Consider the following 26,323-nt stretch of genomic DNA (forward strand, 5'->3'; position numbering starts at 1 on the left):
ACCCCGGCCCACGCCAGTGGCGGCCCCCCCCGGGCGCCCCGGGGCCGCGGGGGGCGAGGTGGCGATTTTGCTTTGGACGCTGGAACCGGGCGCGGCCACCGCCGCGCCCGGATTTTCGACAAGCGGCCCCAAGGCGGAACGGCTTGGGCCGGTGCCGCTCGTTATTCCTTGGTTTCGATGATCCCCCAGAGAGCACGCGGAAAGGCGTGGCCTGTGATGGGATGCAAGTCGGTCAGATCGGTGCAGGCTGTCCAGCCGGGGGGCGGACGGTAACCGCGCACGTCGCCTTCGCCGTGCCTGCGGCGAGAGCGTACCGTGCCGGGCGCATAGGTCGCCGTCGTGCGCGGGGTGGTGGTGCGGATCAAGGGGCCTCTCCTTCAAGCGAAGCGCCCCGGTCGAGGCCGGGGCGCTTGCCTTCGGCGCGGGTCAAGCGGCCAGTGCCTCGGCGGGTTCATCCGCCATTGCCACGGCATCCCCCGGGGCATCCTGTGCTTGCGTTTCCTGCGGCGCAGCTTCCGGGCCTTCGGTCTTGAAGATGGCAGGCATCCAGCCGGTGCCGTCCGCCAGCCGTTCGGCTTCGCTGGCAATGTCCGCCTTCTTCAACTTCGCCAGTCGGGTAGCGTGCGACGGTGCGAACTCGCCCACGGCTTCCAGAATCGCGGCCTTCGGCACATGCTGGAAATAGCCGTCTGCGGTGGGCTGCCACCATGTCGCCATGTCGAGGCCTACGGCCTGCGCCAGTTCCGCGCCCGGCTGGTGCGTCGTGGCGCGAGGCGTCACCACGTCCACGGTCGCCGCCACGCATACCGCCAGCAGCCGCACCAGTTCGCCCTGCTCCATCGCCAGCAGCGCTGCGAACAGTTCGGCGCTGTCCTGCGGCAGCGCTTCGCCCGCGACCTGCTGCAACTCGCGCAGGGCTACGGCGGCAGGCGATTCGGGCCAGTCGGGGGCCATGCCTTCCAGCCGGTCTTGCACGGTCAGGCGCACGCCCAGCGGCAAGTCGTGGCCGTAGTGGCTGTCCTGCAAGATGCTCTGCACCATTCCATGCGCCAGCGCGGCCAGTGCGACTTGCGGATGCCGGGCGACTTCGATTTGCAGCGCGGCGGTGCGGTGCGCGCTCAAGCGCTGGGCCAGCCGGTCGGACAGGCTCGCAGCCTTGGGCTGCTCGGCGTCCTCGCCTTCGTCGTCGTTCCCGGCTTCGTCTTCCGTGCTGCCGAAACCCTGCCGCAAGCGTTCCAGCGTGCGCAGCGCCTTGGCTTCGGCTTCGCGCAGCAGCCCGCGATGAATCACGGCTTCGCCGCTGCGGTCGAGGGTGACGACGGCACCGGCCACGGCGCGCACGTCCGGGGCGTAGCCCTGCAAGGCTTCCTCCACGGCTTGCAGTTCTCCGGCGACCTGTTCGCGGCGCGGTTCCAGCGACTCGGTCTTGTCCTCGTCCTCGGCGTCGTAGGCTTCTTCCAGTTCGGCGTCGATCTTGTCGAGGCGGATTTGCAGCGAGGCGATGCGGCGGGCTTCGCGGGTGCTCGGTTCGCGGCGCTGGCGCGGTGCGTTCTGGAACGCCTGCCGCTCGGCGTAGCTCATGTGCGGCACGGCTTCCACCCATGCCCAACCCTCGGCGCGCACGTCCTCGGCCAGCGCATCCAGCTTGCCGCGCACCAGCGTTTCCAGCAGTGCGGTATCGGTGAGGTAGGTGCCGGCATCGCCTTCGGCGAACAGGTCGCGGCGGATGCCGCCGCCAGCCTGTTGGTAGGCATCCAGCCCGACGAAGCGCACCAGCGCGTGCGTGGCGTCGATTTCGCGCTCGGTCAGGCGTTCGCGCAGCGCGGACGCGCCACGCTGCCATTCGGGCGCACCGTAGAACGCGGCTTCCTGCGCGGCGTGGTCGTCGGTGATGGTCAGGGCCATCAACTGTTCCAGGGTGACGGCTCCGGCCCGGTAGTCGGCCAGCAGGCGCGGCGAGACGTTGGCCAGCTTCAAGCGGCGCTGCACCACCAGCGGGGACACGCCGAAGTCGGCGGCAATGTCTTCGATGGGACGGCCCTCCTTGACCAGTGCGGCGAACGCCTCGAACTGGTCGGCGGGGTGCATGTTCTCGCGCAACAGGTTCTCGGCCAAGCTCACGGTACGCGCCGAAGCATCGGGCACCAGCAGGCACGGTACTTCGTAGTCGGTGGCGATGCGCTTCTTCTTCGCCAGCAGCTTCAAGGCGGTCAGTCGGCGGTCGCCCGCCACCACTTCGTATTGCTCGCCATTGGCCGCGAGGATGACGACGAGGTTTTGCAGCAGGCCGATGCGGGTAATGCTCACGGCCAGTTCGGGAATGGACAGGCGCGGGGTCTTACGTGCGTTGCGCTTGGAGCGGCGCGGCAGCAACTGCGAGAGCGGAACCAGAATCAGGTTCTTGGTCGGGTCGGCCACTTCCAGCGGGGCGGCAGTTTCGATGGCGATGGTTTCGGTTTGGGTAACGACGTTCATGGTGATAGCTCCAATCGGTTGAGGGATGCAGCAGCGAGAGAAGCGGCAAGGGCTGCTGCCTGCCCCTGCCGCGTGGGGTTTCAGGCTTTCAACTGGCACATGCCATCGGCCAGCAGCCAAAGCGCGCGGTTGAGACGAATGTTTTGGTCGATGCCCTGCACCGGACGAGTCTGGTAGCGGCGTCCGTTGGCGCTGCGCCCGCGCAGGCCGCCTTGGGTCAGGTTTTCTTGCGTGCGGTTGAACATGCTCCACAAGTCCGGGCGGCGGTCGTCGTAGCGGCGCGGCATCAGGATTTGCGATTCCGTGATGGGCGCGGGCTTGTCGGGGTCGTCGTACTTGAGGGCCAGCGCGGCGCGGGCGAACACTTCGGATTCGCCATCGTTCAAGGTGATGGCGCGCATGGAATCGCGGGATTCCTTCACCCGGTCGAAGCCGCTCAACACTTCGTAAGCGCCTTCGATGACGTGCCCGGCCACGTCGCCCTTGTGGGGTACGCGCACATCGGCCACGGTGTCACCGAATACCAATCCGTTCTGGCAGACAAAGCGCAGCAGGCCAGCCAATAATTGATAGCTGCTGGTGCCGTCGTGCGAGTTCAGCAGGACGATTTCATTGGCTTCTGCATCGTTGACCTGGTTGGCATGACGCAGCCGGATCATGTGCTTGGTGAAATCGCGGCGGTCTTCGTTGCGCACGCGGGTCTGCGCCACCATGAAGGGCTGGAACCCTTCCTTGCGAAGCTCCGTCAGCACGGCAGCGGTGGGGATATAGGCGTACCGCTCTGAACGGCTTTCGTGCGGGGCTTCCGCGAAGATGGACGGCGCGACCCTGCGGATTTGATCGTCGGACAGCGGGTAATCGCTGCGCAGCGACGGGGAACGGGAAGCGAATCGGGATGCGAGTTGCATTGCATTTCTCCTGACGAAAAGGGTTTGCTGTTAAAACCGCACACCGGATTCCTAGATTCGGAGCCCAGCCTTTCGGCTGTTCGGTGCGGTCGGCACGAGGAACCCGGTTGGCCCTGTTGCCACCGTCTTTCCTGAGTTCATCGCCCGCGACGGAAGGGAGCCCGTGGACGGGGGCCGTCAAGGAGACAAGCGCAGGGTTGGTGCGGCCCGCAGGCGCAGCCGAGGACACGGCCCTGCGCGCCTTGACGGCACACGGACGCGGGCTACAGTCGCGGACAAGGTGATGAAGTCAGGGGAGACGGCTGGACATGGCAACGGCCGCCTCTATGCGCCGACCGCACGGCAAGCGAAGCGCGCAGGCCCGGATCGAGCAATCCGGGCCGTAGGCGTCAGCGATATGGAAGGCTGGCGAATGCCAGTCCCGTCAGGGATGAGCGAATTGCGAACCTGGAGCAGCGCGATCCGCGAAGCGGAGACGCCCAAGGTTTCCCGACTTACTATTCCGGTTCAATGCCCAGGTGGAAAGCCACCCGCTCCAACAAACAGGGACGAATTCGACCATCCATGCCGCCATCTCTCGAATCAGCCATCAGAGCATCCGCTACTCGATTGAGCCACTACATTGAAGTGCATCGAGAGCACCCTGAAGTCAGCTTCCACGAGCACGTCAAGCAGCGGCGCAGAGATAAAGCCGTTCGGGCGAGTTCGTTCAAGCTGATTTATTTCGACACGCTCGCCTGGAAATGTGTGGCGGACTACCAGCAGAACAAGGCCACCCTAACGGCAGAGATGAAGGCATTTGGCGCGAGCATCGAACGAGCCGTGCTAACAGGACGCTTCGCGTTCCCCATCGGCGTCCCCACGTACTTTGAGTTGGACTCGATGGTCGATCCGACCACCCGAGAGGCGCTCAAGAAGCTGGTAAACGAGCTTTCCCATGGGCTTTGCATCACGTCCTTCCATGACCGTATCGGCTCCGAGTTGCAGAAGCTGCGGACGAACCGACTGGGTGAAGTCGAGGGTCCGGAAGACTTCTTGTGCAGCCCTGTCGAAATGATGGGGATACCGACCATCTCGCTGCCGGACTTCGTCAAGGCGCAGGTGGACGAAGTCACATTCAACAAAGCTTTTTTTGATGCCCTGTACGAGCTTCCGTTTTCCATCCAGTTGGATGTGGCCGGCAATGCACCGGGTGAGAAATGGGACAACTCGCGCGGCATTGCCGCCCTCAATGATGGCAAGGCACAGCATCAGGCCGAGGTTGTGAATCTCAACACAGGCATTTTCTTAGAAGTGAAGGGTGGCATCGAAGCCTGGTTCCTCAGTGAAGGCATGGCACTCAATCACCAGGAAATCACCCTGAATGCTTTGAACGCGATGAACCACTGGAAGCAGACGCCTTCCTCGCGCGCATTGCCGACAATGCGCATCCTCAGCTCGCTGTATGGATTGATGCGGTTTGATCCGAATCGTCGATACAAAAATGGAGATCCCAACGACTTCCTGATAGCGGCATCCGCCCTCCCCGTCGCCCATGCGCTTTTCACGGACAGGAAATTTGCGAACCTCTTGTCCGACAAGAGAATCGGGCTGGACAAGTTTTCGGATTGCACCGTGGTGAGCGGCTTCGAGGAAATGGCTCGATACCTCGAAGAACAGACACAATGAAAAGGAGGCCGAAGCCCCCCTTCGCTTACACGAGGATCTGCCCTGCCCGCCGCGCGTCGCGCGCATAAGCGATCAGGCGCTTCTCCGCGCGGAAGTGCAAATCGCGCTCGATCGGCAGGCCAAGTCGTCCGCGTACATTCGCTAGCTCCTGCAAGCTGACCCAGCCGAGTTCAGGCATCCCCAGGCCCAGGTCACACAGGCCAAAAGCATGGTCGTTATCGTCCGGGTCGATCTCGGTCAGCAGCCAAGTCGCCCCGGCGTCCGGCGTGAACAGCTTGACCACGGGAGCGGGGTCGAAGTCAGGGTTCCGGAATGATTCGCGGCCGTTGGCCAGCAGCAGGAAGCGTTGTCCATCGGTGATAAGTGTGTCTATGGCGATCTCCGGTTGCACGGGCGGAATTGCCCGGAACCGTCGCCAGCACGGCGCAGCGCAGCGGTCAGGGGGCGCAAGCCGGCCGCAGGACGCCAGCGCCATCGGCGCGCCGCCCTTGACGGCGAGAACGCCGTGATACGGTGAAGGGAACAGCAAGACCGCCCCGCGCACCAAACAACCCCGCTGCCCTGCCGCTGGCAAGCGGAGCGCGCAGGCCCGTCCAGGCCGGAGGCCACAGGGATCAAAGCCAAATGGCCGCGACTCCCCCCGAGTTGCGGGTGCAACCCGCGAGCCGGACGACGGGATGACGACAACAAATAGCCCATGACAGCGAAGCCCAAATGAAGCACAATGTAGCTACAACAAAGCTTGAGGCATGTAATGGCAAGCAGCAGTGATGTCGTTCGCGCCCGGATTGACGGGCATATCAAAGAGGAAGCCACGAACGTCTTGGCAGGAATGGGCTTGTCCGTGTCGGACGCCATTCGGGTGCTGCTGACGCGCATTGCAGCCGATAAGGCGCTTCCCTTCGATATCAATCGTGTGCAGGCCCAGCCCAATACCAAGAAGCCATGAGCTTCTGCCTGAAAAACTCCAAGAACATTAAGGCCAGGGCCTGAACGCATGGATCGCATACAACAGCTCAACTACGAAAAGGACTTCCGCATTGCCTTCTTGGAATCCAAAGGGGATGGATTTCAACATCTGTTCGAGAAGCTGATGTCGAAGGTGCACCCCAACGACTTCATGGCTTGCCGGCCCTGGGGTAATGTTGGAGACAGGAAGAACGACGGATACTTGCCTTCCGCGCGGATCCTGTTTCAGAGCTACGCCCCCAATGAATTGAGCGCCGCCGAGGCCATCAAGAAGATCACCGAGGACTTCGAGGGGGCTAAAGAGCATTGGGAAGAACACTTTGATGAGTGGACCTTCGTCCACAATGCACCCGATGGGCGGTTAGGCCCCCACATCATCGAAGCTCTGGCCAAACTCGGGCAAGACAATCCGCAGATCAAAATCGGCCACTGTGGGTACGAGGAAATGCTGGCGAAGTTCCGCCTACTGAGCCTTCAGGATCTTGAATCCTGGTTTGGCCCCTCCCTGACGATGGAAGCGAACACTAATTTGGGCTTCAGCGACTTGGTCGCTGTGCTTACCCATATCAGCATCACTCCCATCCCCACGACGAGCGAAGTGAAGGACGTGTCACGCGGAAAGATCGAGGCAAACCTGCTGTCTCAGGCTGTGGCTGACTTCCTGAAGATCGGCATGCAGAAGTCCCCGCTCGTTGCTCAGTTCTTCAATAACTGGAAGAACCCCACCTACGGCGAACAAATCGCGCAGGCGTTCAAGAGTGAATACGTGGGGCTGCGGGACGGCGCTCCGCAGCTCCATCCAGATGAAATATTCGGTCGCCTAGAAGCGTGGGCCGGGGGCGCTGCGAATACCTCGCCTGCGCACAAGGCCGCGGTGTTGGCCGTCATGGCGTACCTGTTCGACAAGTGCGAGATTTTTGAAGACGCTCAAGCGATGGGGGCTGCATGATCCTGCCATCCAAACATCTGCCGCAGGATCGTGCGCTACTGACCGTCGGCGCGCATGTATTAACCTTCCTCGCGCGCCCCAAGACTGTCTCCGCGCTGTGGGAGGAATTGAACAGGCATGACGCTGGCCTGGCCGCAATGCCTCGGCGAATTACGTATGACTGGTTCTTGCTCGCCCTCGACCTCCTGTTTGCCCTTGGCACCATCGAACTCGAAAGTGGCCTTGTGGCGCGGAGGACAGCGTGATTCACCACATTTTCAGCACGCTGCCTAGCTTCAAGAATCTTGGAGAACTGAAGTCCGGGCTGAGCGTACTGCTCGCTCAAAAAACCGAGGGAGCGACCACCAAGCAAACGCGCAATCGCGCCGGAAAAACCAGCTTCATTGAATTAGTGCATTTTCTTCTTGGCGCGGATGCCGGTCCGGACTCGATCTTTCGCACCTCGGAGTTGGCCGAACACACTTTCGGGATGGACTTCGATCTGAAGTCGGAACGAACCGTCGTCGAGCGAAGCGGCAGCTCCAAAGCCAAAATCTTCATAACAGTTCCGCCTGCCGCGAAGGTCAAGTTCTCGGCCACCGAGTGGTGCACGTTTCTCGGCGAACAAATGTTTGGCCTGAGCAGCCTTGAAGCTGCAGGCAGCAAGCCGCCTTCGTTTCGGTCGCTGTTTGCCTACTTCGTACGCCGGCAGGCGAGCGGCGCCTTCATGACGCCAGAAAAGCAGGCCACGATGCAGGGAACTGGCGACATGCAGATGGCGCTGATGTTCCTGCTCGGACTGGACTGGCAGATTGCCCGAGATTGGCAAGCCGTGCGCGATCGGGAGAAGACCCTCGAAGAGTTGAAGAAGGCGGCCGGCAACGGTGCGTTCGGCTCGATCATCGGCAAGGCCGCCGACTTGCGCACTGAGCTGACCATCCAGGAAGCTCGTCTCAGGAAGCTTCACGCTGAAGTTGGAACTTTTCAGGTCTTGCCGGAGTACCGGGAACTGGAAGTCGAGAGCGCCAGCTTGACCCGCCAGCTCAATGAGCTGGCGAATGCCAACACCATCGACTTCTCAGCTATTCGTGATCTGGAAAGCGCGCTGGCCTCTGAGGTTCCTCCGGACCATGAAGACCTCCAGGCGGTCTATCAAGAAGCCGGTATCGTGCTACCTGGCTTGGTCAAGCGCCGCTACGAGGACGTGAAGAGCTTTCATGAATCCGTGGTGCGCAATCGCAAAGACTATCTGTCCAGCGAACTCGAAGCTGCGAAGCTACGTATCGAGCTGCGCGATAGTAAGAAGGCGCAGCTCGACCAGAGACGTGGCGAAATCCTGGGCATTCTCAGGAGCCACGGTGCGCTCGAACAGTTCCTCAAGCTGCAAGGCGAACTGGGGCGGCTGGAGTCCGAAGTGGAATCGTTACGGCAACGCTTCGAGGCCGCAGAGCAGCTCGAAGGCACAAAGAACGAATTGGAGATCGAGCGCAACCGCCTCACGATCCGCCTGCGGCGTGACTTCGCCGAGCAGAAGGAACGACTAGCGGAGGCTATCGTAGCCTTCGAGGAAACTTCCCAACGCTTATATGAGTCGGCCGGCAGCATGACGGTCGACGAAACCTCGAATGGACCGATCTTCAAGTTTCCGATGCAGGGCGAGCGCAGCAAGGGCATCAAGAACATGCAGATCTTCTGCTTCGACATGATGCTCATGCGCCTGTGCGCCAAGCGGCAGATGGGGCCGGGCTTCCTGATCCATGACAGTCATCTATTCGATGGGGTCGATGGGCGCCAGGTCATCAGCGCATTGCGTCTGGGCTCAGAGATCGCGCAGGAGCTTGGCTTTCAGTACATCGTAACGATGAATGAAGACGATGCCTTCAAAGAAGCCATCGAAGGCTTCGACCTGAATGACTATGTACTTCCCACGCGGTTGACAGATGCAACGGAGGATGGCGGGCTGTTTGGCATCAGATTCGGATGAGTACAGGATTGATTGAAATCTAGAGCGTCCGCCTGAGCCCAAGCTTCCAGGCTATGGGTAAGAACAAGCTTGGTACGCCCATCTGCAATTTTCGAGAGGCAGCATGATCGGACAGAGAACTCGCTATTCGTTCGCCCAATTCCTGGAGCTGCAGGAGCCGATGATTTCAATCGTACTTCTGGGCAAGTACGGCGCCAAGCACCTTTCGTTGTCGCACGGGCAACTGTTATACGGTTTGTTTAATACGCTGCGCGATCTGAATGACCGCACGCTTATGCTGGCGCTGGCTGAGGTCATTGCAACTGCGGGCGATCTACGGGCCAGGGTCAATCCGAAGTATCGATTCGACGAGCGCCAGCATGATCTGGCGCAATGCCTCCTGCTGGACGGCTACATCATCCAGGACAAAAAGCTGATCCAGACCGATCCGTCGATCTCCGATGCGGCTCCCTTGGAAGACGACCTGATCACGGCGCTACAGAACTCTGGGGCTCCTCGTGCGCAGGAGATCATCGCCAAGATCAACGATTCGGCTGGCGCGTTCCGGGCAACTCCGCCGGACTACAACGCATCGCTTGTGAACGCCCGTGTGGCGCTGGAAACTTTGGCCGGCGACATAGCCGCCCATGTTGCCTCGCAGCGGCAGACGCCCGCTGCTTACAATCCATCAAAGTGGGGCGAGGTGCTTACGTTCCTGCGCAGCGGCGGCGAGATCACCACGGAGGAGGAAAAAGGCTTGGCTGGTGTTTTCGGTTTTCTCAGTCCTGGCGCTCACCGCCCGGTGAGAATCCCTGAAGATCAGATGACGCGGCTTGGCCGTTCTTTCGCGCTCAATATGTGCTGGTTCCTGCTCAAGAACCATCTCGTGAGAACTCCACAGCCTTGAACCTCCCGACTTGAATGTGCAAGGACCAACAACATGCCGTTTGAGATCAGGTCTTGGGAAGCGATTGCGGAGAACTACGGCTGCACAGTTCTGCTCGGCAACGGTGCCAGCATTTCCGTCAGCCCGAGCTTCTCTTACGGCTCGTTGCTGCAACATGCCGCCGAGCAGAACCTGCTTCCCGAGGATGCTCAGCGGTTGTTTGAATTCTTTCAGACCAACGACTTCGAGCTGGTTCTTCGGATCGTCTGGCAGGCATCAAACGTCAATCGTTCGCTACGAATACCGGACGAGCGGACCCATGCCGCCTACGTCGGTCTTAGGGACTGCCTCATCCAAACAGTCCGCGACATTCACCCGGAGCACGGTGCGGTAAGCGTCCACCTGCCGAGCATCTATCATTTCTTGAAGCGGTTCAGAACCGTCATTTCGCTCAACTACGACCTGGTACTGTACTGGGCGATGACCTACGGGTTGGATATCGACGACCAGCATGCGTTCAAAGACTGCTTTGTGGGAGGTGGCGCCTTCGACGATGACTGGCAGCGATTCAGGCAGCCGATCCGAGGAGATCGTTCAACCTCACTGGTGTTCTATGCGCATGGCAGTCTGGTGTTGTGCCGAAACTTGGTTGAGCAGGAGCGCAAGATCCACAACCTTCAGGACGGGTTGCTGGAGGCGGTCCTGCAACGCTGGCAAAACGGAGAGGTCGTGCCCTTGTTCGTGAGCGAGGGAACGTGGGCGCAGAAAGTTGCTTCCATTCAGAACAGCTACTACCTCTCCACCGTCTATAGAGAGGTTCTGAAATCACAGCGGGACACGCTGGTGGTCTACGGCTGGGGCTTTGCCGAGCAAGACATTCACCTCCTGAAACGCATGAAAGACACGGGCATCAATCGTGTGGCGGTATCAGTATTCCGAGGGGATCAGGCTTACTGCAATCGGGTCTTCCAGACGATCCACGACGAGTTGGGAGCACATATCGAGGTGGATTTCTTCGATAGCGAAAGCCCAGGTTGCTGGATTCACCCAGCCCATCAAGTATTACGTCCTGTCGTGTAGCCCCAAGGACGGCAGTCGGCGCCGTCATGCAAACGAGCACGGCACCCCCTGACGGAGCCCCGTTATGTCATCAATGCTGGACAGGTTCTACGAGCGATCCGCTCATCTGAATACCTTGCTGAACACCAATCCTGCCGAGGCGGTGAAACAGGCCCGGGAGGTCAATCTCAATCTCGATACAGATGAGCGATTCAACCTGATGGGTCTGCGCGCGGCCATCCTGGTAGATGGCGGTACATTGACTCAGCAGAAGGACGCGATTGAAGAAGGGCTCACGCTGTTTCGGGAGCTCCACAGCCTATTTCCAACTGCCCATATCACATACAACCTAGCCAACGGGCTGGTCGCCGCGACAGGCTCCCCACCTCGCGATGCAAATTGGTTGAATCATCAGGAGGTCACTAGAGAACGTCGCGCAGAAGCCCGACGATGCTTCTGGAAAGTGGCTCAGGACGTGGAAGCCGAATCAGCGCTTCGAACTCAAGCTTGGACGAACCTTGCCAACCAATTCAGCAGCAGCTATCGGCTTGGCGAAGCTCATGATGGATGGCTTGCCGCACTTGAACTTGACCCGGAGAACGGAGTTGCTGCAAGTTCTGCGGCTCGCAATCTTCTTTGGCTTTATGAGCGCGGTGGCTGTTCAGAGCTTACCCGCATCGAGGCGATCATGTTGGCCAAGATTGCGGATCGGCATCGGGATCGAGTCATCGAATACGCTGGCGCACAGGCTGCGGCGCAGATCGCTGCGTTCGCAAGCGAATTGGGAGATCCGCCATCGCGATCGCAGCACCAAGATCCATTCGTCAGTTGGGTCGAGCGTGAACGCCTGACGCTTGCGCCGGCCGTGGAACTTATCGATCCCACCATGGGCAAGCTGGACTGGCTCATGCTTCCCGGGATTCTGGAGCGCGAACTGGATGCAGGCGGGACGCCACCGCCCGTCTTCGCCATGTTCAACGTGCTGAAGAGTGACTTCATCCTCGCGCGTGACTTGCTATGGAGGGCTATCGACGAAGAAGTGTGGCCGGCGACGGGGCGATTTGGGGACACGCTTGACTATGCTACCTATGGCCCAGATGCGTCTGCGCTTATCTTGGCACACCGCACGGCGCTTGACCTGCTCGACAAAATCGCTGTGACAGCGAACCATTACTTCGAGCTTGGGCACTCCCCCGACAAGGTCTACTTCGGGAAGATGTGGCGGGGAAAACCTGACAAGACCACCGGCGCGTGCCCACTTGCGGAAAAAGTGGAGAAGGCGATTCGTGGGGGCGCCAGCGCCCTCTATGGCCTTGTAGAGCTCGCCGAGGACTATGACAGCAGCGCGGGCATCTTGCGTTCTCAAAAGGACCTCCGCAACGCAGGGACGCACCGATTCGTTGTACTGCATGACATTGGCGACCCAGCGAACAGCAGGCAAGCGCCTGAAATCGAACGCCACCGAAGGGAGCCGTTTACTCATGAGGTAGCGCGCGCTTTGCGTGTTGCCAGATCGGCCGTCCAAATGCTTGCACTTTCAATTTCGCAACACGAGCAAGGTTTGGCAGAGCGAGCAGACGGCTTTGTTGGGTCCCTGATCGTCCCTGATCACGACTGGATTCGTGGACGCGATGACGAAACCTAACTGCGTTCTTGCCTCTTTTATGGCGAGACGGAAGCCACTTTCATGGCGCCATCCAACTTGCGATGAATCAGCGATACCAGGGTAAGGATGTCCAGTGCGTCCTGTTCGGACATTGGCCAGTTTGTCTTGGGTGCATGGGCCAGCGGATTACGCACGGCTCCAAACAGGCCGATCAGCAAGTTGGCAAAGCCTTTCTGCTCGCTCTTCTCCGACTCAGTGATGAGCGGCCCCAAAGCCAGAACCGGCTGTTGTCCTGCGAACGCCTTGTTCACCAGGTCAGCACCATCGCCGCTCAAACCTGACAGCAGGCGAATCCGCTCTGCAACGCCCTTCGTCGCCTCGAAGACGGCATGGAAGTAGTTTTCGTCCAGCAACTCGGCGCGGCAGTAGTTCAGCACTTCCGCGTGCACGATGCGACTTTCCAGTGCGGCCTTGAGTCGTCCCGCACGGGCTCGCGCGGCATTGAGCGTTGTTGCCTTGTCGGCGTGCGCGACCTTGCCATCTTCGCGCACGTAGAAACCGGAGAAGGCCAGGACGACGTTGAGTTCGTCGCGCCGCCATGCAAACGCCGCAGCGTCGCGGGCGTAGTTCACCGGGTTCATCGCGCGGTTGATGAACATGATGAGGTGGTTGCCGAGCTGATGCTGGTTCTGCGCACCGGCCAACCCATTGAACAGCCGCTTCCACTTGGTCATGCCGGGAGACGGGTCTGCGACCTCGACCTCCTGCAGCAACCGCTCGATCTGCGTTCCGCTCAAACCGCGCTCGGTATCGGCGAGGACTCGGCAGGCCGCTTCAAGGTGCTGCGAGCTGAACGGTGGAATGCGTATCATGAGTTCTGTTCTCTTCCGCCTCTCAGGCCCATTCAAGCACGGTGATGATCGCCTGCCCCTCGGTGCCAACCTCCACAAAAAGGGCATGCTCATAGCCAAGCTGCTGCTTGTAGCCACAAAGTTTCCGAAGGTCGATCTGTCGGTCGATGCGGCTCGTTGACTTCTTGAACTCCAAGACCAGATGGTTGTTTCTCGTTCCTCGCCGGTGAACGATCACGTCTGGAAATACGGTCTTCGCCTCATCATCCTCGCTGTCCGGATAAAGCTCCAGATGTCCGAGCCGCTTCGGTTCTATGCCATCGCGGTTGTATTCGCAATCTACAGTCCAATCAGGAAAATGTTTCTGGAGATACATCGCGAAGCGAAAGGTGATGGATCGTTCGTTAGCGTCGATGCCGAGCAAGTCATGGTCATCGTCCAGTAGCTCGGACAACGCGCGTGCCACCGCCTCGCCTGGCGGATGATGGTTGAGATACTGAATTTGGACTTCGGACAGTGCCATTTGCCATGCTCACCTACTGAAGACTCACATTAAAGGACGCATGCACAGATCGAAACGTCGTCAGAATTTTTCGTCTGGCTTCGTCCAGTTCGTCGGCAACGCGATTCGTTAGCATGTACGTGGGGCAATTCGGCTGACCGCATCCGCAGTGCCTGATCTCCCCGTCCTTGAGGCGGCTCACAAAGATGCGGCGTAGCTCATCGACCTGACGAGCCACCTTTGTAAGCACCGCTTGGATACGTTGGTCTCGAAGATGGTGAATCGAGGGGATGCGCCTGATCTCGTCGCCCTCGCGCGTCCGCCACACGCCAGTGTTGAGTGCGCCAATGGTGTCTTCTATCGCCTGCTGAAAGGCAGGCAAGGAGCTTTCCTGTTGAAACGGCGTGCGAAAGGCCGGCCGATCGAACACGGTCGCCATCAATTGCAGCGCATCGGCATCCGAGAGATCGGGGAAGTCGTCCACGAACTTTCGGATCTCCGTTTCAGCGTCGGGAAACTCGATGCCTTGGACGAAACGATGCAGCAGGTACTCGGCACGAAGCCGCAGGTTTTCCTCGAATTCCACGCCTGACCATATCGTCACATGAGCAACCCCTAAGGAAGCTGCGGCTTGCTCGATCCGTGTTCGGCTGGCGTCCGAAACAGCGCCACGAGAGACGAACTTGAAGGCATTCGGTGTCCCGTCAGCGGCCTTGACCGCCTTGCTCATATCGCCCTTGGCTTTCGCCAAGGTCAGCGTGTCCCGGTTCGCGCATTGGATGATGGTCTTGCATGCTGGCTGGTCATCAAAGGGCTCAATGCCCGAGATGTCCCGCCCTTGATCGCCCCCCGATTGACCGTGCCAAATCAGGTCACGCCAGCCGGCGCGCACGTGATACGCAAAGACAAGGCGCTCGAATTGGACACCACTGTAGTCCTCGAAATGAATCGGAGAAACCGTCACCGTCGCCATGCCCCTGCCCTTTCTCGTGGCTGCTGTTCTTGAATACGCTCCTCTACGCTCCAGTGAGTTTCCGCGATAGCCAATGAAAGCCACCATTACTTCGTGCGGCAGCGAACCTTGCAGCGCCCAACACTCACGGAGTGCCATATGGAGAATAACCCGTCACAGCGCATCAGCCGAGACAATGGCGCCGAGGAGCCACCGCGCCCCGTATCCGTCCCCCTCCCCGGCTCGGATGCCTACGCCGATCTCCCGCAGTTTCCAAAGCGCAGTGTTTTGCCCTTCCGCCGCACCATCCGCCGCCAGGAACTGCGGCTGATCGTCCCCTTGGCCGAGACAACGATTTACGAAATGGAGCGCCGTGGCGAGTTCCCTCGCCGCTTCAACCTGACGCCGCGCTGTGTCGTATGGGACTTGGCCGAAGTGGAAGCGTGGGTCGAGGCACGTAAACAAGCCCCTCGCCGCAGCACCTCAAAACCGGATGTCCACCTACGAAAAACCCGCCCTGTTGGGGCGGGTTCGAGAGAAGGATGAGGCCGACAACGCGCCTCATCCAACCAAAGCTTGCAGTTCCTTGGACGCCGAGCGTGGCAGGCGTTGGCCTTCCTTTGCCACGTTGACCTGCAGGGCCACCCGCGCAACTTCCAGCACGTCCTTGGCCAGCGAATAGCTGCCCTTGGCCTGCAACCAGGCCAGCACGTCGGCTAGGTGCCAGATCGACGCACTTCCCTCATGCACCGGCGCGGGAAAGCTACCCGGATGCGCCAACATGAGCTTGCGCATGTTCTGCCGCGACACCCCTACGATATCGGCCACGTCGGTCAGCCCAACCAAATCCGGCGCAACTTCGATCAGCTTGGCCGACGGCACGGCACTGCGCACATTCGCCAGAGCACTACGCACGGCAGACTCCGCATCGGCCGCCTCGCGGGTGAACTCCAGCGCCAGCCGTCCGGGCTGGCCTATGCCGACCAAGGCATCGTCGCAGCCGGCTTCGCCCAGGCACTCAACCAGCACGTCCGGGTCGCGGTCGTCGTCGGCAAGCTGGTACTTCAAGGTAAAGGTGTATTCCATCGCGCTACTCCTTGGCATCGTCACCAGCCTCGCGCTGCTTGCGATGCGTGGTGCAGTTGTCCACGACACGCTGCAAGGCACGGGCGTGGTTGCCGGGGTTCTTCGGCGTACTCCATACCGACGTGATGCAGAACTCGCCGCAGCGGCACTCCTCGTCGTTGTACCGACAGTAAATACGCCCCCAAGCGTGGCTGCCGCCGACTTCGACGCGCCAACCCTGCCCTTCGGCGTGCCTGAGAGCTTGCTCGACCTCTTTCTTCGGATGAGAGGAACGGGCCATCAGTGATACTCCAGTATGGGGATGACCGCCAAGGTTGTCAAGTGACAACCTTGGCACGACTTCAGGCCATCGCGCTCAACGCCGGCACGACTACGTTCTCCGGCATCAGCTTCGGCACGTAGGTCTGCCCGTCGATCCAAGCATCCACCATGTTGGCCCACTCTTGGAGCATGTGGCGCCGCTGCTCGGCGTACTCGGCCTTGTTGTAGATCGAGCGCGAGGAACGGCCGTCTTCGTGTGCCAGACACTTCTCGATCCAGTCGCGGTTGAAGCCGATTTCATTGAGCAGGGTCGAGCCGGTACGGCGCAAGTCGTGGACGGTGAACGGCTCCAGCGGCAGACCGGCCGCCTTCGCACGCTCCGCCACGATCTGCGTGACCCGGTTCAGGGTCGCGTTCGACATACAGCGATCGGCGTCGTAGCGCGAAGGCAGAACGAACTTGGAGCCAGCCGCGCAGGTGTGCAGCGCCACGAAGATGTCGAGGGCTTGGCGCGACAGATAGACCATGTGCGGATTGCGTCCCTTCATTCGCTGCTTCGGGATCGTCCAGGTCGCGTTCTCGAAATCGACCTCATCCCAGGTGGCCTCGACTAGTTCGCTCTTGCGCACCAGCGTCAGCAGGATCATGCGCAGCGCCAACCGGATGGTCGGATAGGTGGCAACCGATTCCATCTGCCGAGAAACCAACCGGATCTCCAGCGGCGACAACGCGCGGTCCTTCGGAACGAAGGTCGCAATCGACGCCGCGCCCACGCCGTCGGCGGGGTTGTCCACGTTCTCGCCATGCAAGATGGCGAAGGAATAGACCTGCTTCACGATGTCACGCACGTGAACCGCGGTGGCAGGCGCGCCGCGCTCCTTCACCTTGCTACACAGTGCGCGCAAGTCATCGGCAGTGATTTCGTTGAGTTGGCGATTCTGGAAGACCGGAAGGATGTCCCGGTCGACGATGTGTTTGCGCATCGCCTTGGTGCTGTCGGCCATACGGGCACCCGCCAACCACTTCTCGGTTACGTCGCCGAAGGTCTTGGCGGCCGTCAGCCGGCGCTTGTCACGCTGCTTCTCCAGTGCGGGTGACTTGCCTTGAGCGACGGTCTTCTTGGCGTCGATCAGCTTTTCGCGCGCCAAGGCCAGCGAAATGCCGGCCGGCCCGTAGCGGCCGATGGTCAGCGTCTCGCGGCGGCCGTTGAGACGGTAATCGTAGCGGAAGGTGACGGTACCGGTAGGCGATACCGTCACGTACATTCCATCCCGGTCAGAAGCCTTATAAATCTTGGACTTAGGCTTGAGGTTGCGCAGTGCGGTGTCGGTAAGCATCGAGGTTTTTCCTCCTGTTCGTGACGGCTTTTACCGTCAGGGGCCAGGAGACCTGCTGATGCTCGGAAAGCCGCATGAAACAAGCTTTCCCGAGGAGACTTTTACCGTCAAAGACGGCTTTGGTCTGAATAGTGAACGGGAGGGTCTTAATCCGGCCTCCGGTTCTTACCGCCAGTTCCACCGCCAACCTGTTCCGCTGGCCGGCGATAGTCACCGATAGCCGACGTGACGTACTTATTTATAAATCAACACGTTACGTCAGTTTTTCGATAGCTGGCGATAGTCCCCGAAGGACGTTAATTTACTCCCACTCGATGGTCGCTGGCGGCTTGCTCGAGACGTCGTAGGTGACCCGCGAGATGCCGTCGATCTCGTTGATGATGCGGCCGCTGACGGTTTCCAGCAGTTCGTAGGGCAGGTGCGCCCAGCGGGCGGTCATGAAGTCGATGGTTTCCACCGCGCGCAACGCGACGACCCAGGCGTAGCGGCGACCGTCGCCGACCACGCCGACCGATTTCACGGGCTGGAACACCACGAAGGCCTGGCTGACCTTGTGATACCAGTCGGCCTTGCGCAGCTCTTCGATGAAGATGTGGTCGGCGCGGCGCAGCAGGTCGGCGTATTCCTTCTTCACTTCGCCGAGGATGCGCACGCCCAGGCCCGGACCGGGGAACGGGTGCCGGTAGACCATGTCGTAGGGCAGGCCGAGTTCCAGGCCGAGGCGACGCACTTCGTCCTTGAACAGTTCGCGCAGCGGCTCGACCAGCTTGAGGTTCATCTCTTCCGGCAGGCCACCCACGTTGTGGTGCGACTTGATCACGTGGGCCTTGCCGCTCTTGGCGCCCGCCGACTCGATCACGTCGGGATAGATGGTGCCCTGGGCCAGGTACTTGATGTTGTGCAGCTTGCTCGACTCGGCATCGAACACGTCGATGAAGGTGCGGCCGATGATCTTGCGCTTCTTCTCCGGGTCGGCTTCACCGGCGAGGTTGGCGAGGAACTGGTCCTCGGCGTTGGCGCGGATCACCTTGACGCCCATGTTCTCGGCGAACATGGCCATCACCTGCTCGCCTTCGTGCAGGCGCAGCAGGCCGTTGTCGACGAACACGCAGGTCAGCTGGTCGCCGATGGCCTTGTGCAGCAGCGCGGCGACCACCGAGGAGTCGACCCCGCCGGACAGGCCGAGCAGCACGTTGTCGGTGCCGACCTGGGCGCGCACCTGGGCGATGGCGTCCTCGGCGATCTTCGACGGCGTCCACAGCGCCTCGCACTCGCAGATGTCGAGGATGAAGCGCGACAGGATGCGACCGCCCTGCTTGGTGTGGGTCACTTCCGGGTGGAACTGCACGCCGTAGTAACGGCGCTCGTCGCTGAACATGCCGGCGATCGGGCAGCTCGGGGTGCTGGCCAGGATGTGGAAGTCTTCCGGCATCCGGGTGACCTTGTCACCGTGGCTCATCCACACATCGAGACCGAGCACGCCATCGGCGTCGACGTGGTCTTCGATGCCGTCCAGCAGGCGGCTCTTGCCGACGACGTCGACGCGCGCATAGCCGAATTCACGCAGGTCGGAACCCTCGACCTTGCCGCCCATCTGCTCGGCCATGGTCTGCATGCCGTAGCAGATACCGAATACCGGCACGCCGAGGTCGAACACCGCCTGCGGGCAACGCGGGCTGTCGGCCTCGTGCACCGACTCCGGCCCGCCGGCGAGGATCACGCCCCTGGGCGCGAATTCACGGATCGCCTCATCGTCCATGTCGAACGGATGAAGTTCGCAGTACACGCCGATTTCGCGCACGCGACGGGCGATCAGCTGGGTGTACTGCGAGCCGAAGTCGAGGATCAGGATGCGGTGAGCGTGAATGTCGAGGGACATGATTCGGTCTCGCTTGAAAGGGTACGGAAACAGTCTTGATTCAGAAACAACACGGGGCTGAATGGAACAGCCCCGTGCTTTCAGCCTTTTCTCGAAGCGATTGCCGCGCCGCGAAGCCGAAAGAGGACGCGCGGCGGCGGCAAATCGATTTCAACCTACCCGGTAGTTCGGCGCTTCCTTGGTGATCTGCACGTCGTGCACGTGCGACTCGGCCATGCCGGCGCCGGTGATGCGCACGAACTCCGGCTTGGTGCGCATCTCTTCGATGTCGGCGCTGCCGGTGTAGCCCATGGACGCACGCAGCCCGCCCATCAGCTGGTGGATGATCGCGCTCAGCGGGCCCTTATACGGCACCCGGCCTTCGATGCCTTCAGGGACCAGCTTCTCGGCGCCGGCGGAGGAATCCTGGAAGTAGCGGTCCGAGGAACCCTGGGCCTGGGACATGGCGCCTAACGAGCCCATGCCGCGGTAGGCCTTGTAAGAGCGGCCCTGGAACAGCTCAACTTCGCCCGGCGCTTCTTCGGTACCGGCGAACATCGAGCCCATCATCACGCAGTTGGCGCCGGCGACGATGGCCTTGGACAGGTCGCCGGAGAAGCGGATGCCACCGTCGGCGATCAGCGGAACGCCGGTGCCTTCGAGGGCCGCGGCGACGTTGGAGACGGCGCTGATCTGCGGTACGCCGATGCCGGTGACGATCCGCGTGGTGCAGATCGAGCCCGGGCCGATGCCGACCTTGACGGCATCGGCGCCGGCTTCAGCGAGGGCCTTGGCGGCGGCGCCGGTGGCGATGTTGCCGCCGATCACCTGGACCTGCGGGTAGGTCTGCTTGACCCAGCGCACGCGCTCGATCACGCCCTTGGAATGGCCGTGGGCGGTGTCCACCACCACCACGTCGACGCCGGCGGCGACCAGTGCGGCGACGCGCTCGGCGGTATCGGCACCGGTGCCGACCGCGGCGCCGACGCGCAGGCTGCCGGCGTCGTCCTTGCTGGCGAACGGGTAGGCCTTGGCTTTCTCGATGTCCTTGACGGTCATCATGCCCTTGAGGGCGAAGGCTTCATCGACGATCAGCACCTTCTCGATGCGATGCTTGTGCAGCAGCTCGCGCACGGTGTTCTTGTCGGCGCCTTCGCGCACCGTGACCAGGCGTTCCTTGGGCGTCATCACTTCACGGACGCGGGCGTCCATGCGGTTCTCGAAACGCACGTCACGCGAGGTGACGATGCCGACCAGATCGCCATCGGACAGCACCGGCACGCCGGAGATGTTGTGCATGCGGGTCAGCTCGAACAGGTCGCGCACGCTGGCGTCGGCCTCGATGGTGATCGGGTCCTTCACCACGCCGGCCTCGAAGCGCTTGACCTTGCGGACTTCGCCGGCCTGCTGCTCGATGCTCATGTTCTTGTGGATGATGCCGATGCCGCCTTCCTGGGCCATGGCGATGGCCAGGCGCGATTCGGTGACGGTGTCCATGGCCGCGGAGATCAGCGGGATGTTCAGCTCGATACCACGGGTCAGACGGGTCTTGAGGCTGACATCTTTCGGCAAAACCTCGGAATAACCGGGGATCAGGAGGACATCGTCGAAAGTCAGGGCTTCTTGGCTGATGCGCAGCATGGCGGGGGCTCCCAGGCGGGAAAAAGGAAGCGCGGCATTATACCTAGCCGCACGCGGCGTCTCAATGCGATTTCGCAGCCAGTTCGCGGCAGGCGCGGCGTCCCTCAGCCGGCCTGCGCCTGCAGCAAACGCCGGCACCTGCACCCCCACCGTGGGCACGGGGCTGCAACGCCGCCCCACTCCCAGGCCAGGCGCGGAACGCGTCAGGCCAGACCGAGCCGCTGCAGGATCGCTCCAGCGAACGCCTGCGGTTGCTCCTGGGGAATGTTGTGGCCGCAGTCGGCGATCGCCTCATAGTGGTAGGCCGCCCCGAAATGCGCGGCTTCCACCGCGCCGCCGCGCAAGCCGGAGACACCGTCGTCGCCACCGGCCAGCACCGTGGTCGGCACCTCGATGCGCGGCTGCGCCCGCAAGGCCCGCTCGCTGTCCTCGTAGGCCGGGTCGCCCTCCACCAGACCGTAGCGGTGGCGGTAGGAATGGATCACCACCTCGACGAAATCCGGGTTGTCGAAGGCCGTCGCGCTGCGCTCGAAGGTGGCCGCATCGAAACGCCAGGTCGGCGACCACAGCTCCCAGAGCAGTCGGCACAGCGCCTGGCGATTGGCCGCAAGGCCGGCGCGGCCGCGTTCGCTGTGGAAGTAGTACTGATACCAGTAGCGCCACTCGGCCTGTGGATCGGCAGGTTGCGACGCGGCGTCGATGTCCTGGATCGGATAACCGTCGGCGATCACCAGTGCGGCCACCCGATGCGGCCAGAGCGCGGCGACGATCCCCGCGGCGCGCCCACCCCAGTCGTAGCCGGCGAGCAACGCGCGGGAAATGCCCAGCGCGTCGAGGAACGCCAGCAGGTCGTGGCCGAGCGCCGCCTGCTGCCCGGAGCGCGGGGTGTGTCGGGAGACGAAACGCGTCGGTCCGTAGCCACGCAGGTAGGGCACCAGCACCCGGCAGCCATGCCCGGCGAGGACCGGCGCGACCTCGTCGTAGGCGTGGATGTCGTAGGGGAAGCCGTGCAGCAGCACCACGGGCGTGCCCTGCTCCGGGCCGTGCGCCTCGTAGGCGACGTCCAGAACCCCGGCGCGGACGGTAGCGGTCATGCGGCGCTCCTGCTGTTCGAGGGACTTCTTAGTAGAAGCGCCCGGCAGGATTCGGTTCCCTCAGCCGTCGACCCGCACCAGCGCCACCGGAAAGCCGAGCCGCTCGCCGAACTGCTCGAGGAAACCGGGACGAAATTGCGCCTCGGCCCAGCCGTTGAAGATGAAGCCCAGGTTGGAAAACGCGCACGGCTGGAGGAACAGGAAGTTGTTGATCTCGTCCTCGTAATGGCATTCCGGGCAGGTGAAATGGTCGGTCTCGCCGGGCATCCACTCGTCCAGCGAATCGAACAGCGCCTCGCCGATTTCCTGGCGGCATTCCGGGCAGCCGGCCTCCTCCCTGAAGCCACGGGTCGGCGTATAGATGCAGCGCCGGGTGACGACTTCCAGGCCGTTTGCCGGCAGGCCGAACGGCAGCCGCTCGGGATGCTCGACCACCCGCCGCGCGCCCTCGCCGATGGCATAGGCCATGCGCGCGCCACCCAGCCCGCAGGTGGTCGGCAGCTCGGCCACCACGTCCAGGCGGACCAGCCAGCGCAAAATCGCCCAGGCCTTGGTCTCGTGACCGGGAAAGGTGGAAATACGCGGGACGATGATCGCCTGGTTGTCGCTCATGAACGGGCTCGGCTGGGCACGACGGGGCGAAACTATATCACCCGGGCCCTCCGCATCCGTCCGCCGGGAGTTTCTGCGCGGCGGCCGTGGCGCTTATCATGCCGGCATGCGCAAAGACTCCTTCGAACGACTCGGCCTCGACCGCGACATCCTCACCGTCACCCAACTCAACGGCCGCGCGCGGCTGCTGCTGGAGGACGTGTTCGCCCAGGTCTGGGTCGAGGGCGAGATTTCCAACCTCGCCAAACCGGCCTCCGGGCACCTCTATTTCACCCTCAAGGACAGCACCGCCCAGGTGCGTTGCGCGCTGTTCCGGCAGAACGCCCTGCGCGTGCGCCAGGCCCTGCGCGACGGCCTGGCGGTACGCGTGCGCGGCAAGGTCTCGCTGTTCGAGGGGCGCGGCGACTATCAGTTGATCCTCGACTCCGTCGAGCCCGCCGGCGACGGCGCGCTGCGCCTGGCCTTCGAGGCGCTGAAAGGCAAGCTCGGCGACGAGGGCTTGTTCGCCGCCGAACGCAAGGCCACCCTGCCCGCCCACCCGCAACGCATCGGCATCGTCAGTTCGCCGACCGGCGCAGTGATCCGCGACATCATCAGCGTGTTTCGCCGCCGCGCGCCGCAGGTCGCCTTGACCCTGGTGCCCACCGCCGTGCAGGGGCGCGAGGCCACGGCGCAGATCGTCCGCGCGCTGCAACTGGCCGACGCCCAGGGTTTCGATGCGCTGATCCTGGCTCGCGGCGGCGGCTCGCTGGAGGACCTCTGGTGCTTCAACGAGGAAGCCGTGGCGCGCGCCATCGACGCCTGCGTGACGCCGATCGTCAGCGCCGTCGGTCACGAGACCGACGTGTCGATCGCCGATTTCGTCGCCGACGTGCGCGCGCCGACGCCTTCAGCCGCCGCCGAACTGCTCGCCCCGCACAGCGCCGACCTGCGTCTGCGCCTCGACGGCCTGCGTCGCCGCCTGCTCCTGCGGATGCAGGATCGCCTGCACCGCGATGCCCAGCGCCTGGAGCACCTGGCGCGCCGCCTGCGTCATCCGGGCGAACGCCTGCTGCAGCAATCGCAGCGCATCGACGATCTGGAACAACGCCTGAGCCGGGCCCTGGAACGGCGTCTGGCGATCTCCCACGAACGCCTGGCGCGCCTGGAGACACGGCTCGCCGCGCAGCATCCGGGACGCGCGCTGACCTTGCTGCGCCAGCGTCTGGAACACCTGCAGTCGCGTCTGCCGAGGGCGATGAACGACGCCCTCCGGCAACGGCGCCAGAACCTTCATGCGCTGGCGCAGACACTCAACGTGGTCAGCCCGCTGGCCACCCTCGGCCGCGGTTACTCGATACTCCTCGACGATCGCGGCAAGGCGATCCGCGCCGCCGCGCAGACCCACCCCGGCCAACGCCTGAAGGCGCGCCTGGGCGATGGCGAGCTGGAAGTCCGGGTGGAAGACAACCACCTGGAACCGGTGACCCTGCCGCTGCTCTGAGTTACTCGACCTTCTCCGCGCGGCTCCGGCCGCGCCTCCACCAGGAATCCCCGATGCTCCGCGCACTGCTGATGCTGTTCGCCCTGATCCTCGCACTGCCCGTACAGGCCGAGGGCTTCGTCAGTCGCCTGTTGAACAAGCCGGTGCCCGGTGGCGTGGCGGTGGTGCCGCTGGGCGAGCAGGCGCAGGCGCCACGGGCCAGCTACCTGGGCAAGCCGGTGCTGGTGGTGAAGGAGGACAACCGCTGGATCGCCATCGTCGGCATCCCGCTGACCGCCAAGCCCGGCGCGCAGTTGCTCAGGCTCGAAGGCTCGGGGCGCACGCTGGCGTTCCAGGTCGGCGCCAAGCACTACAAGGAACAGCGCATCACCCTGAAGAACACCCGCCAGGTCAATCCGCTGGCCGAGGACCTGATCCGCATCGACCGCGAGCTGGCCGAACAGAACCGCGCCTACGACAACTTCGCCGCGCGCCAGCCGAGCAACCTGCTGTTCGACAAGCCGGTGGACGGGCCGCTGTCGTCGCCCTTCGGCCTGCGCCGGTTCTTCAATGGCGAGGAGCGCAACGCCCACTCCGGGCTGGACTTCGCGGTGCCCGCCGGCACGCCGATCAAGGCGCCGGCGGCCGGCAAGGTGACCCTGGTCGGCAACCTGTTCTTCAACGGCAACACGGTGTTCGTCGACCACGGCCAGGGCCTGATCAGCATGTTCTGCCACCTGTCGAAGATCGACGTGAAGGTCGGCGACGAAGTCCCGCGCGGCGGCGTGGTCGGCCGCGTCGGCTCCACGGGGCGCGCCACCGGCCCGCACATGCACTGGAACGTCAGCCTCAACGGCGTACGCGTCGACCCGGCGATCTTCATCGGCGCGTTCAAGCCGTAGCGCGTCAGCTTTCCTTGCGCTCGGCCTTGGGCAGCTTCTCCAGCCGGTAGATGTCACCGATCAGGCAGGACTGCGGCATGCCGTTGTCGACGGCGACGATCCTGTCCAACCGGGTCAGCGACCCACCGGTGGTGCTGTAGCCGATGCGGTTGCCAGACTCGAGGTTGTAGCAGGGGTTGCTGAAGACGATCAGGAAGTTGCGTCCGATGCCGCTTTCCAGGGTGATGTGGCGGCTGTCGAGGTGCTGCCAGCCGCTGACGTTGAAGGCGAGAATCGAATCCGTCGCCTCGCCCTGGCGAAAACCGAGCAGGGCCAGACGCTCGTCCAGCGGCAACGATTCGTCGCGGTAGGGCTGCTGCGCGCAGGCGGCGAGCAGGAGCAGGGCTGACAGGCCGAGGATCTTCAGGCGGTTCATGGGGCACTCCTGAATGAATGACGATGCAAAGGCACGACAACTGCCGCGCGTACGCTGAAAATAGCGGATACGGCCCGCACGATGCGCGCACGCAGCCGTCGAATAACAACATCCTTCCAGGGAGCTTGGCATGATCACCGTCCACCACCTGAACAACTCGCGCTCGCAGCGCATTCTCTGGCTGCTCGAGGAAACCGGCACCGAGTACGAGATCAAACGCTACCAGCGCGACCCGCAGACGATGCTGGCGCCGCCCGAACTGCGCGCGATACATCCGCTGGGCAAGTCGCCGGTGATCACCGATGGCGAGCTGACCCTGGCCGAGTCCGGGGCCATCGTCGAATACCTCGCCAGCCGCTATGGCGACTGGCTGCTGCCGGCCGCGGACTCGCCCGAGCGCCTGCGCTGCACCTACTGGCTGCACTTCGCGGAAGGCTCGGCGATGCCGCCGCTGCTGCTCAAGCTGGTGTTCGACAAGATGGAGACGGCGCCGATGCCGTTCTTCGCCAAGCCCATCGCGCGCGGCATCGCCGGCAAGGTGAAGGGCGCCTTCATCGAGCCGCAACTGCGGCGCAACCTGGATTACCTGGAAAGCGAACTGGGCAAGAGCGAATGGTTCGCCGGCGACGCCTTCAGCGCCGCCGACATTCAGATGAGTTTCCCGCTGGAAGCGGCCGCCTCGCGCGGCGGGCTGGATGCCAGCCGGCCCCGGCTCAAGGCCTTCCTCGAACGCATCCACGCACGCCCCGCCTACCGGCGCGCCCTGGAGCGTGGCGGCGAGTACGCCTACGCCGAGTGATCGCCCCGGCGCGTCGCGGCGCTGCTGCGACGCGCTATGCCTTCGCAATAATTCTGCATTTCAAGCGCAAGGCTTGGCTAAAAATATAG

28 protein-coding genes are annotated in these 26,323 nt (G+C 62.6%); 13 read left to right on the forward strand and 15 right to left on the reverse strand.

What is annotated here, in order from left to right; all coding sequences use genetic code 11:
- Nucleotides 1-161: 161 nt before the first annotated feature.
- From QMX85_RS19255 to QMX85_RS19265, 3 genes are all read right to left on the reverse strand, one after another.
- Nucleotides 162-365 (reverse strand): hypothetical protein, encoded by a 204-nt coding sequence (locus QMX85_RS19255; protein ID WP_282343585.1) that lies wholly within the window; start codon nucleotides 363-365, stop codon nucleotides 162-164.
- 61 nt (nucleotides 366-426) lie between these two features.
- On the reverse strand, nucleotides 427-2,475 hold the full coding sequence (locus QMX85_RS19260) for a ParB/RepB/Spo0J family partition protein (protein WP_282343587.1): 2,049 nt from the start codon (nucleotides 2,473-2,475) through the stop codon (nucleotides 427-429).
- 80 nt (nucleotides 2,476-2,555) lie between these two features.
- On the reverse strand, nucleotides 2,556-3,383 hold the full coding sequence (locus QMX85_RS19265; protein ID WP_282343588.1) for a DUF932 domain-containing protein: 828 nt from the start codon (nucleotides 3,381-3,383) through the stop codon (nucleotides 2,556-2,558).
- Nucleotides 3,384-3,992: 609 nt separating this feature from the next.
- Between QMX85_RS19265 and QMX85_RS19270 the strand changes: the two genes are divergently transcribed.
- Nucleotides 3,993-5,051, forward strand: coding sequence for a hypothetical protein (locus QMX85_RS19270; protein ID WP_282343590.1), 1,059 nt, complete (start codon nucleotides 3,993-3,995; stop codon nucleotides 5,049-5,051).
- Nucleotides 5,052-5,076: 25 nt separating this feature from the next.
- Here the strand turns inward: QMX85_RS19270 and QMX85_RS19275 are convergent, their stop codons facing one another.
- The gene (locus QMX85_RS19275; RefSeq protein WP_282343648.1) at nucleotides 5,077-5,424 is read right to left on the reverse strand and encodes a DUF2958 domain-containing protein; all 348 of its coding nucleotides are present in this window, start codon (nucleotides 5,422-5,424) and stop codon (nucleotides 5,077-5,079) included.
- Between the two features lie 381 nt (nucleotides 5,425-5,805).
- Here QMX85_RS19275 and QMX85_RS19280 point away from each other — a divergent pair, with 381 nt between their 5' ends.
- The 7 genes from QMX85_RS19280 (at nucleotide 5,806) to QMX85_RS19310 (ending at nucleotide 12,501) form a co-directional block, all read left to right on the forward strand.
- Nucleotides 5,806-6,000 (forward strand): type II toxin-antitoxin system RelB/DinJ family antitoxin, encoded by a 195-nt coding sequence (locus QMX85_RS19280; protein ID WP_166768550.1) that lies wholly within the window; start codon nucleotides 5,806-5,808, stop codon nucleotides 5,998-6,000.
- Nucleotides 6,001-6,048: 48 nt separating this feature from the next.
- Nucleotides 6,049-6,969 (forward strand): ABC-three component system protein, encoded by a 921-nt coding sequence (locus QMX85_RS19285; protein WP_282343597.1) that lies wholly within the window; start codon nucleotides 6,049-6,051, stop codon nucleotides 6,967-6,969.
- Complete coding sequence (locus QMX85_RS19290) at nucleotides 6,966-7,214, forward strand: ABC-three component system middle component 6 (protein WP_282343599.1); 249 nt, start codon at nucleotides 6,966-6,968, stop codon at nucleotides 7,212-7,214. Before QMX85_RS19285 ends, QMX85_RS19290 begins: the two co-directional genes overlap by 4 nt.
- Nucleotides 7,211-8,932 (forward strand): ABC-three component system protein, encoded by a 1,722-nt coding sequence (locus QMX85_RS19295; RefSeq protein ID WP_282343601.1) that lies wholly within the window; start codon nucleotides 7,211-7,213, stop codon nucleotides 8,930-8,932. Before QMX85_RS19290 ends, QMX85_RS19295 begins: the two co-directional genes overlap by 4 nt.
- A 103-nt stretch (nucleotides 8,933-9,035) precedes the next feature.
- Nucleotides 9,036-9,818, forward strand: a complete 783-nt coding sequence (locus tag QMX85_RS19300) for a hypothetical protein (RefSeq protein ID WP_282343603.1) — start codon at nucleotides 9,036-9,038, stop codon at nucleotides 9,816-9,818.
- A gap of 33 nt (nucleotides 9,819-9,851) precedes the next feature.
- On the forward strand, nucleotides 9,852-10,877 hold the full coding sequence (locus QMX85_RS19305; RefSeq protein ID WP_282343605.1) for a DUF4917 family protein: 1,026 nt from the start codon (nucleotides 9,852-9,854) through the stop codon (nucleotides 10,875-10,877).
- Between the two features lie 64 nt (nucleotides 10,878-10,941).
- On the forward strand, nucleotides 10,942-12,501 hold the full coding sequence (locus QMX85_RS19310) for an LA2681 family HEPN domain-containing protein (protein ID WP_282343607.1): 1,560 nt from the start codon (nucleotides 10,942-10,944) through the stop codon (nucleotides 12,499-12,501).
- 17 nt (nucleotides 12,502-12,518) lie between these two features.
- Here the strand turns inward: QMX85_RS19310 and QMX85_RS19315 are convergent, their stop codons facing one another.
- Genes QMX85_RS19315 through QMX85_RS19325 form a run of 3 tightly spaced genes read right to left on the reverse strand, consistent with a single transcriptional unit; the run spans nucleotide 12,519 to nucleotide 14,788 of the window.
- Nucleotides 12,519-13,334, reverse strand: coding sequence for a TIGR02391 family protein (locus QMX85_RS19315; RefSeq protein ID WP_282343609.1), 816 nt, complete (start codon nucleotides 13,332-13,334; stop codon nucleotides 12,519-12,521).
- A 22-nt stretch (nucleotides 13,335-13,356) separates the two neighbouring features.
- On the reverse strand, nucleotides 13,357-13,836 hold the full coding sequence (locus QMX85_RS19320; protein WP_282343611.1) for a hypothetical protein: 480 nt from the start codon (nucleotides 13,834-13,836) through the stop codon (nucleotides 13,357-13,359).
- Nucleotides 13,837-13,849: 13 nt separating this feature from the next.
- Entirely contained in the window at nucleotides 13,850-14,788 is a 939-nt protein-coding gene (locus QMX85_RS19325) for a hypothetical protein (RefSeq protein ID WP_282343613.1), read from the reverse strand.
- Between the two features lie 138 nt (nucleotides 14,789-14,926).
- Between QMX85_RS19325 and QMX85_RS19330 the strand changes: the two genes are divergently transcribed.
- Nucleotides 14,927-15,313 carry an AlpA family phage regulatory protein gene (locus QMX85_RS19330; protein ID WP_282343615.1) on the forward strand — a complete coding sequence of 129 codons (387 nt, stop codon included), beginning with the start codon at nucleotides 14,927-14,929 and terminating at the stop codon, nucleotides 15,311-15,313.
- Between the two features lie 15 nt (nucleotides 15,314-15,328).
- Here QMX85_RS19330 and QMX85_RS19335 read toward each other — a convergent pair whose 3' ends face one another.
- From QMX85_RS19335 to QMX85_RS19345, 3 genes are all read right to left on the reverse strand, one after another.
- Entirely contained in the window at nucleotides 15,329-15,853 is a 525-nt protein-coding gene (locus tag QMX85_RS19335) for a DNA-binding protein (RefSeq protein ID WP_282343617.1), read from the reverse strand.
- Nucleotides 15,854-15,857: 4 nt separating this feature from the next.
- Nucleotides 15,858-16,133 (reverse strand): hypothetical protein, encoded by a 276-nt coding sequence (locus QMX85_RS19340; protein ID WP_282343619.1) that lies wholly within the window; start codon nucleotides 16,131-16,133, stop codon nucleotides 15,858-15,860.
- Nucleotides 16,134-16,194: 61 nt separating this feature from the next.
- Nucleotides 16,195-17,451, reverse strand: a complete 1,257-nt coding sequence (locus QMX85_RS19345) for a site-specific integrase (RefSeq protein ID WP_282343621.1) — start codon at nucleotides 17,449-17,451, stop codon at nucleotides 16,195-16,197.
- Nucleotides 17,452-17,509: 58 nt separating this feature from the next.
- On the opposite strand from QMX85_RS19345, the gene QMX85_RS19350 reads away from it, so the two are divergent.
- The gene (locus QMX85_RS19350) at nucleotides 17,510-17,671 is read left to right on the forward strand and encodes a hypothetical protein (RefSeq protein WP_282343623.1); all 162 of its coding nucleotides are present in this window, start codon (nucleotides 17,510-17,512) and stop codon (nucleotides 17,669-17,671) included.
- A gap of 81 nt (nucleotides 17,672-17,752) precedes the next feature.
- Here the strand turns inward: QMX85_RS19350 and guaA are convergent, their stop codons facing one another.
- The 4 genes from guaA to QMX85_RS19370 form a co-directional block, all read right to left on the reverse strand.
- Entirely contained in the window at nucleotides 17,753-19,330 is a 1,578-nt protein-coding gene (gene guaA, locus QMX85_RS19355; protein WP_282343625.1) for a glutamine-hydrolyzing GMP synthase, read from the reverse strand.
- Nucleotides 19,331-19,480: 150 nt separating this feature from the next.
- Complete coding sequence (gene guaB, locus QMX85_RS19360) at nucleotides 19,481-20,950, reverse strand: IMP dehydrogenase (RefSeq protein WP_090227159.1); 1,470 nt, start codon at nucleotides 20,948-20,950, stop codon at nucleotides 19,481-19,483.
- A gap of 203 nt (nucleotides 20,951-21,153) precedes the next feature.
- Nucleotides 21,154-22,044: an alpha/beta hydrolase gene (locus QMX85_RS19365; protein ID WP_282343628.1), complete on the reverse strand. Its 891-nt coding sequence runs from the start codon at nucleotides 22,042-22,044 to the stop codon at nucleotides 21,154-21,156.
- Between the two features lie 60 nt (nucleotides 22,045-22,104).
- Nucleotides 22,105-22,656 carry a sugar ABC transporter ATPase gene (locus QMX85_RS19370; protein ID WP_282343630.1) on the reverse strand — a complete coding sequence of 184 codons (552 nt, stop codon included), beginning with the start codon at nucleotides 22,654-22,656 and terminating at the stop codon, nucleotides 22,105-22,107.
- 106 nt (nucleotides 22,657-22,762) lie between these two features.
- On the opposite strand from QMX85_RS19370, the gene xseA reads away from it, so the two are divergent.
- The gene (gene xseA, locus QMX85_RS19375) at nucleotides 22,763-24,139 is read left to right on the forward strand and encodes an exodeoxyribonuclease VII large subunit (protein ID WP_282343632.1); all 1,377 of its coding nucleotides are present in this window, start codon (nucleotides 22,763-22,765) and stop codon (nucleotides 24,137-24,139) included.
- 53 nt (nucleotides 24,140-24,192) lie between these two features.
- The gene (locus QMX85_RS19380) at nucleotides 24,193-25,020 is read left to right on the forward strand and encodes a peptidoglycan DD-metalloendopeptidase family protein (protein WP_282343633.1); all 828 of its coding nucleotides are present in this window, start codon (nucleotides 24,193-24,195) and stop codon (nucleotides 25,018-25,020) included.
- 4 nt (nucleotides 25,021-25,024) lie between these two features.
- On the opposite strand, the gene QMX85_RS19385 is transcribed toward QMX85_RS19380, so the two are convergent.
- A complete protein-coding gene (locus QMX85_RS19385; RefSeq protein WP_090227150.1) occupies nucleotides 25,025-25,435 on the reverse strand; it encodes a DUF6491 family protein in 411 nt (136 codons plus the stop codon).
- A gap of 130 nt (nucleotides 25,436-25,565) precedes the next feature.
- Here QMX85_RS19385 and QMX85_RS19390 point away from each other — a divergent pair, with 130 nt between their 5' ends.
- The gene (locus tag QMX85_RS19390) at nucleotides 25,566-26,234 is read left to right on the forward strand and encodes a glutathione S-transferase (RefSeq protein ID WP_282343635.1); all 669 of its coding nucleotides are present in this window, start codon (nucleotides 25,566-25,568) and stop codon (nucleotides 26,232-26,234) included.
- The last annotated feature ends 89 nt before the right edge of the window (nucleotides 26,235-26,323 follow it).

This window comes from Pseudomonas sp. PS02288 (assembly GCF_029959715.1).
Taxonomy (GTDB): domain Bacteria; phylum Pseudomonadota; class Gammaproteobacteria; order Pseudomonadales; family Pseudomonadaceae; genus Pseudomonas_O; species Pseudomonas_O kuykendallii.

Bases quoted from the DNA above. Each gene is read 5' to 3' on its own strand.
- QMX85_RS19260 (WP_282343587.1), bottom strand. From the start codon at position 2,475: ATGAACGTCGTTACCCAAACCGAAACCATCGCCATCGAAACTGCCGCC.
- QMX85_RS19265 (WP_282343588.1), bottom strand. From the start codon at position 3,383: ATGCAACTCGCATCCCGATTCGCTTCCCGTTCCCCGTCGCTGCGCAGC.
- QMX85_RS19280 (WP_166768550.1), top strand. From the start codon at position 5,806: ATGGCAAGCAGCAGTGATGTCGTTCGCGCCCGGATTGACGGGCATATC.
- QMX85_RS19285 (WP_282343597.1), top strand. From the start codon at position 6,049: ATGGATCGCATACAACAGCTCAACTACGAAAAGGACTTCCGCATTGCC.
- QMX85_RS19290 (WP_282343599.1), top strand. From the start codon at position 6,966: ATGATCCTGCCATCCAAACATCTGCCGCAGGATCGTGCGCTACTGACC.
- QMX85_RS19300 (WP_282343603.1), top strand. From the start codon at position 9,036: ATGATCGGACAGAGAACTCGCTATTCGTTCGCCCAATTCCTGGAGCTG.
- QMX85_RS19305 (WP_282343605.1), top strand. From the start codon at position 9,852: ATGCCGTTTGAGATCAGGTCTTGGGAAGCGATTGCGGAGAACTACGGC.
- QMX85_RS19310 (WP_282343607.1), top strand. From the start codon at position 10,942: ATGTCATCAATGCTGGACAGGTTCTACGAGCGATCCGCTCATCTGAAT.
- QMX85_RS19315 (WP_282343609.1), bottom strand. From the start codon at position 13,334: ATGATACGCATTCCACCGTTCAGCTCGCAGCACCTTGAAGCGGCCTGC.
- QMX85_RS19320 (WP_282343611.1), bottom strand. From the start codon at position 13,836: ATGGCACTGTCCGAAGTCCAAATTCAGTATCTCAACCATCATCCGCCA.
- QMX85_RS19325 (WP_282343613.1), bottom strand. From the start codon at position 14,788: ATGGCGACGGTGACGGTTTCTCCGATTCATTTCGAGGACTACAGTGGT.
- QMX85_RS19330 (WP_282343615.1), top strand. From the start codon at position 14,927: ATGGAGAATAACCCGTCACAGCGCATCAGCCGAGACAATGGCGCCGAG.
- QMX85_RS19335 (WP_282343617.1), bottom strand. From the start codon at position 15,853: ATGGAATACACCTTTACCTTGAAGTACCAGCTTGCCGACGACGACCGC.
- QMX85_RS19340 (WP_282343619.1), bottom strand. From the start codon at position 16,133: ATGGCCCGTTCCTCTCATCCGAAGAAAGAGGTCGAGCAAGCTCTCAGG.
- QMX85_RS19345 (WP_282343621.1), bottom strand. From the start codon at position 17,451: ATGCTTACCGACACCGCACTGCGCAACCTCAAGCCTAAGTCCAAGATT.
- QMX85_RS19350 (WP_282343623.1), top strand. From the start codon at position 17,510: ATGCTCGGAAAGCCGCATGAAACAAGCTTTCCCGAGGAGACTTTTACC.
- guaA (WP_282343625.1), bottom strand. From the start codon at position 19,330: ATGTCCCTCGACATTCACGCTCACCGCATCCTGATCCTCGACTTCGGC.
- guaB (WP_090227159.1), bottom strand. From the start codon at position 20,950: ATGCTGCGCATCAGCCAAGAAGCCCTGACTTTCGACGATGTCCTCCTG.
- QMX85_RS19365 (WP_282343628.1), bottom strand. From the start codon at position 22,044: ATGACCGCTACCGTCCGCGCCGGGGTTCTGGACGTCGCCTACGAGGCG.
- QMX85_RS19370 (WP_282343630.1), bottom strand. From the start codon at position 22,656: ATGAGCGACAACCAGGCGATCATCGTCCCGCGTATTTCCACCTTTCCC.
- xseA (WP_282343632.1), top strand. From the start codon at position 22,763: ATGCGCAAAGACTCCTTCGAACGACTCGGCCTCGACCGCGACATCCTC.
- QMX85_RS19380 (WP_282343633.1), top strand. From the start codon at position 24,193: ATGCTCCGCGCACTGCTGATGCTGTTCGCCCTGATCCTCGCACTGCCC.
- QMX85_RS19385 (WP_090227150.1), bottom strand. From the start codon at position 25,435: ATGAACCGCCTGAAGATCCTCGGCCTGTCAGCCCTGCTCCTGCTCGCC.
- QMX85_RS19390 (WP_282343635.1), top strand. From the start codon at position 25,566: ATGATCACCGTCCACCACCTGAACAACTCGCGCTCGCAGCGCATTCTC.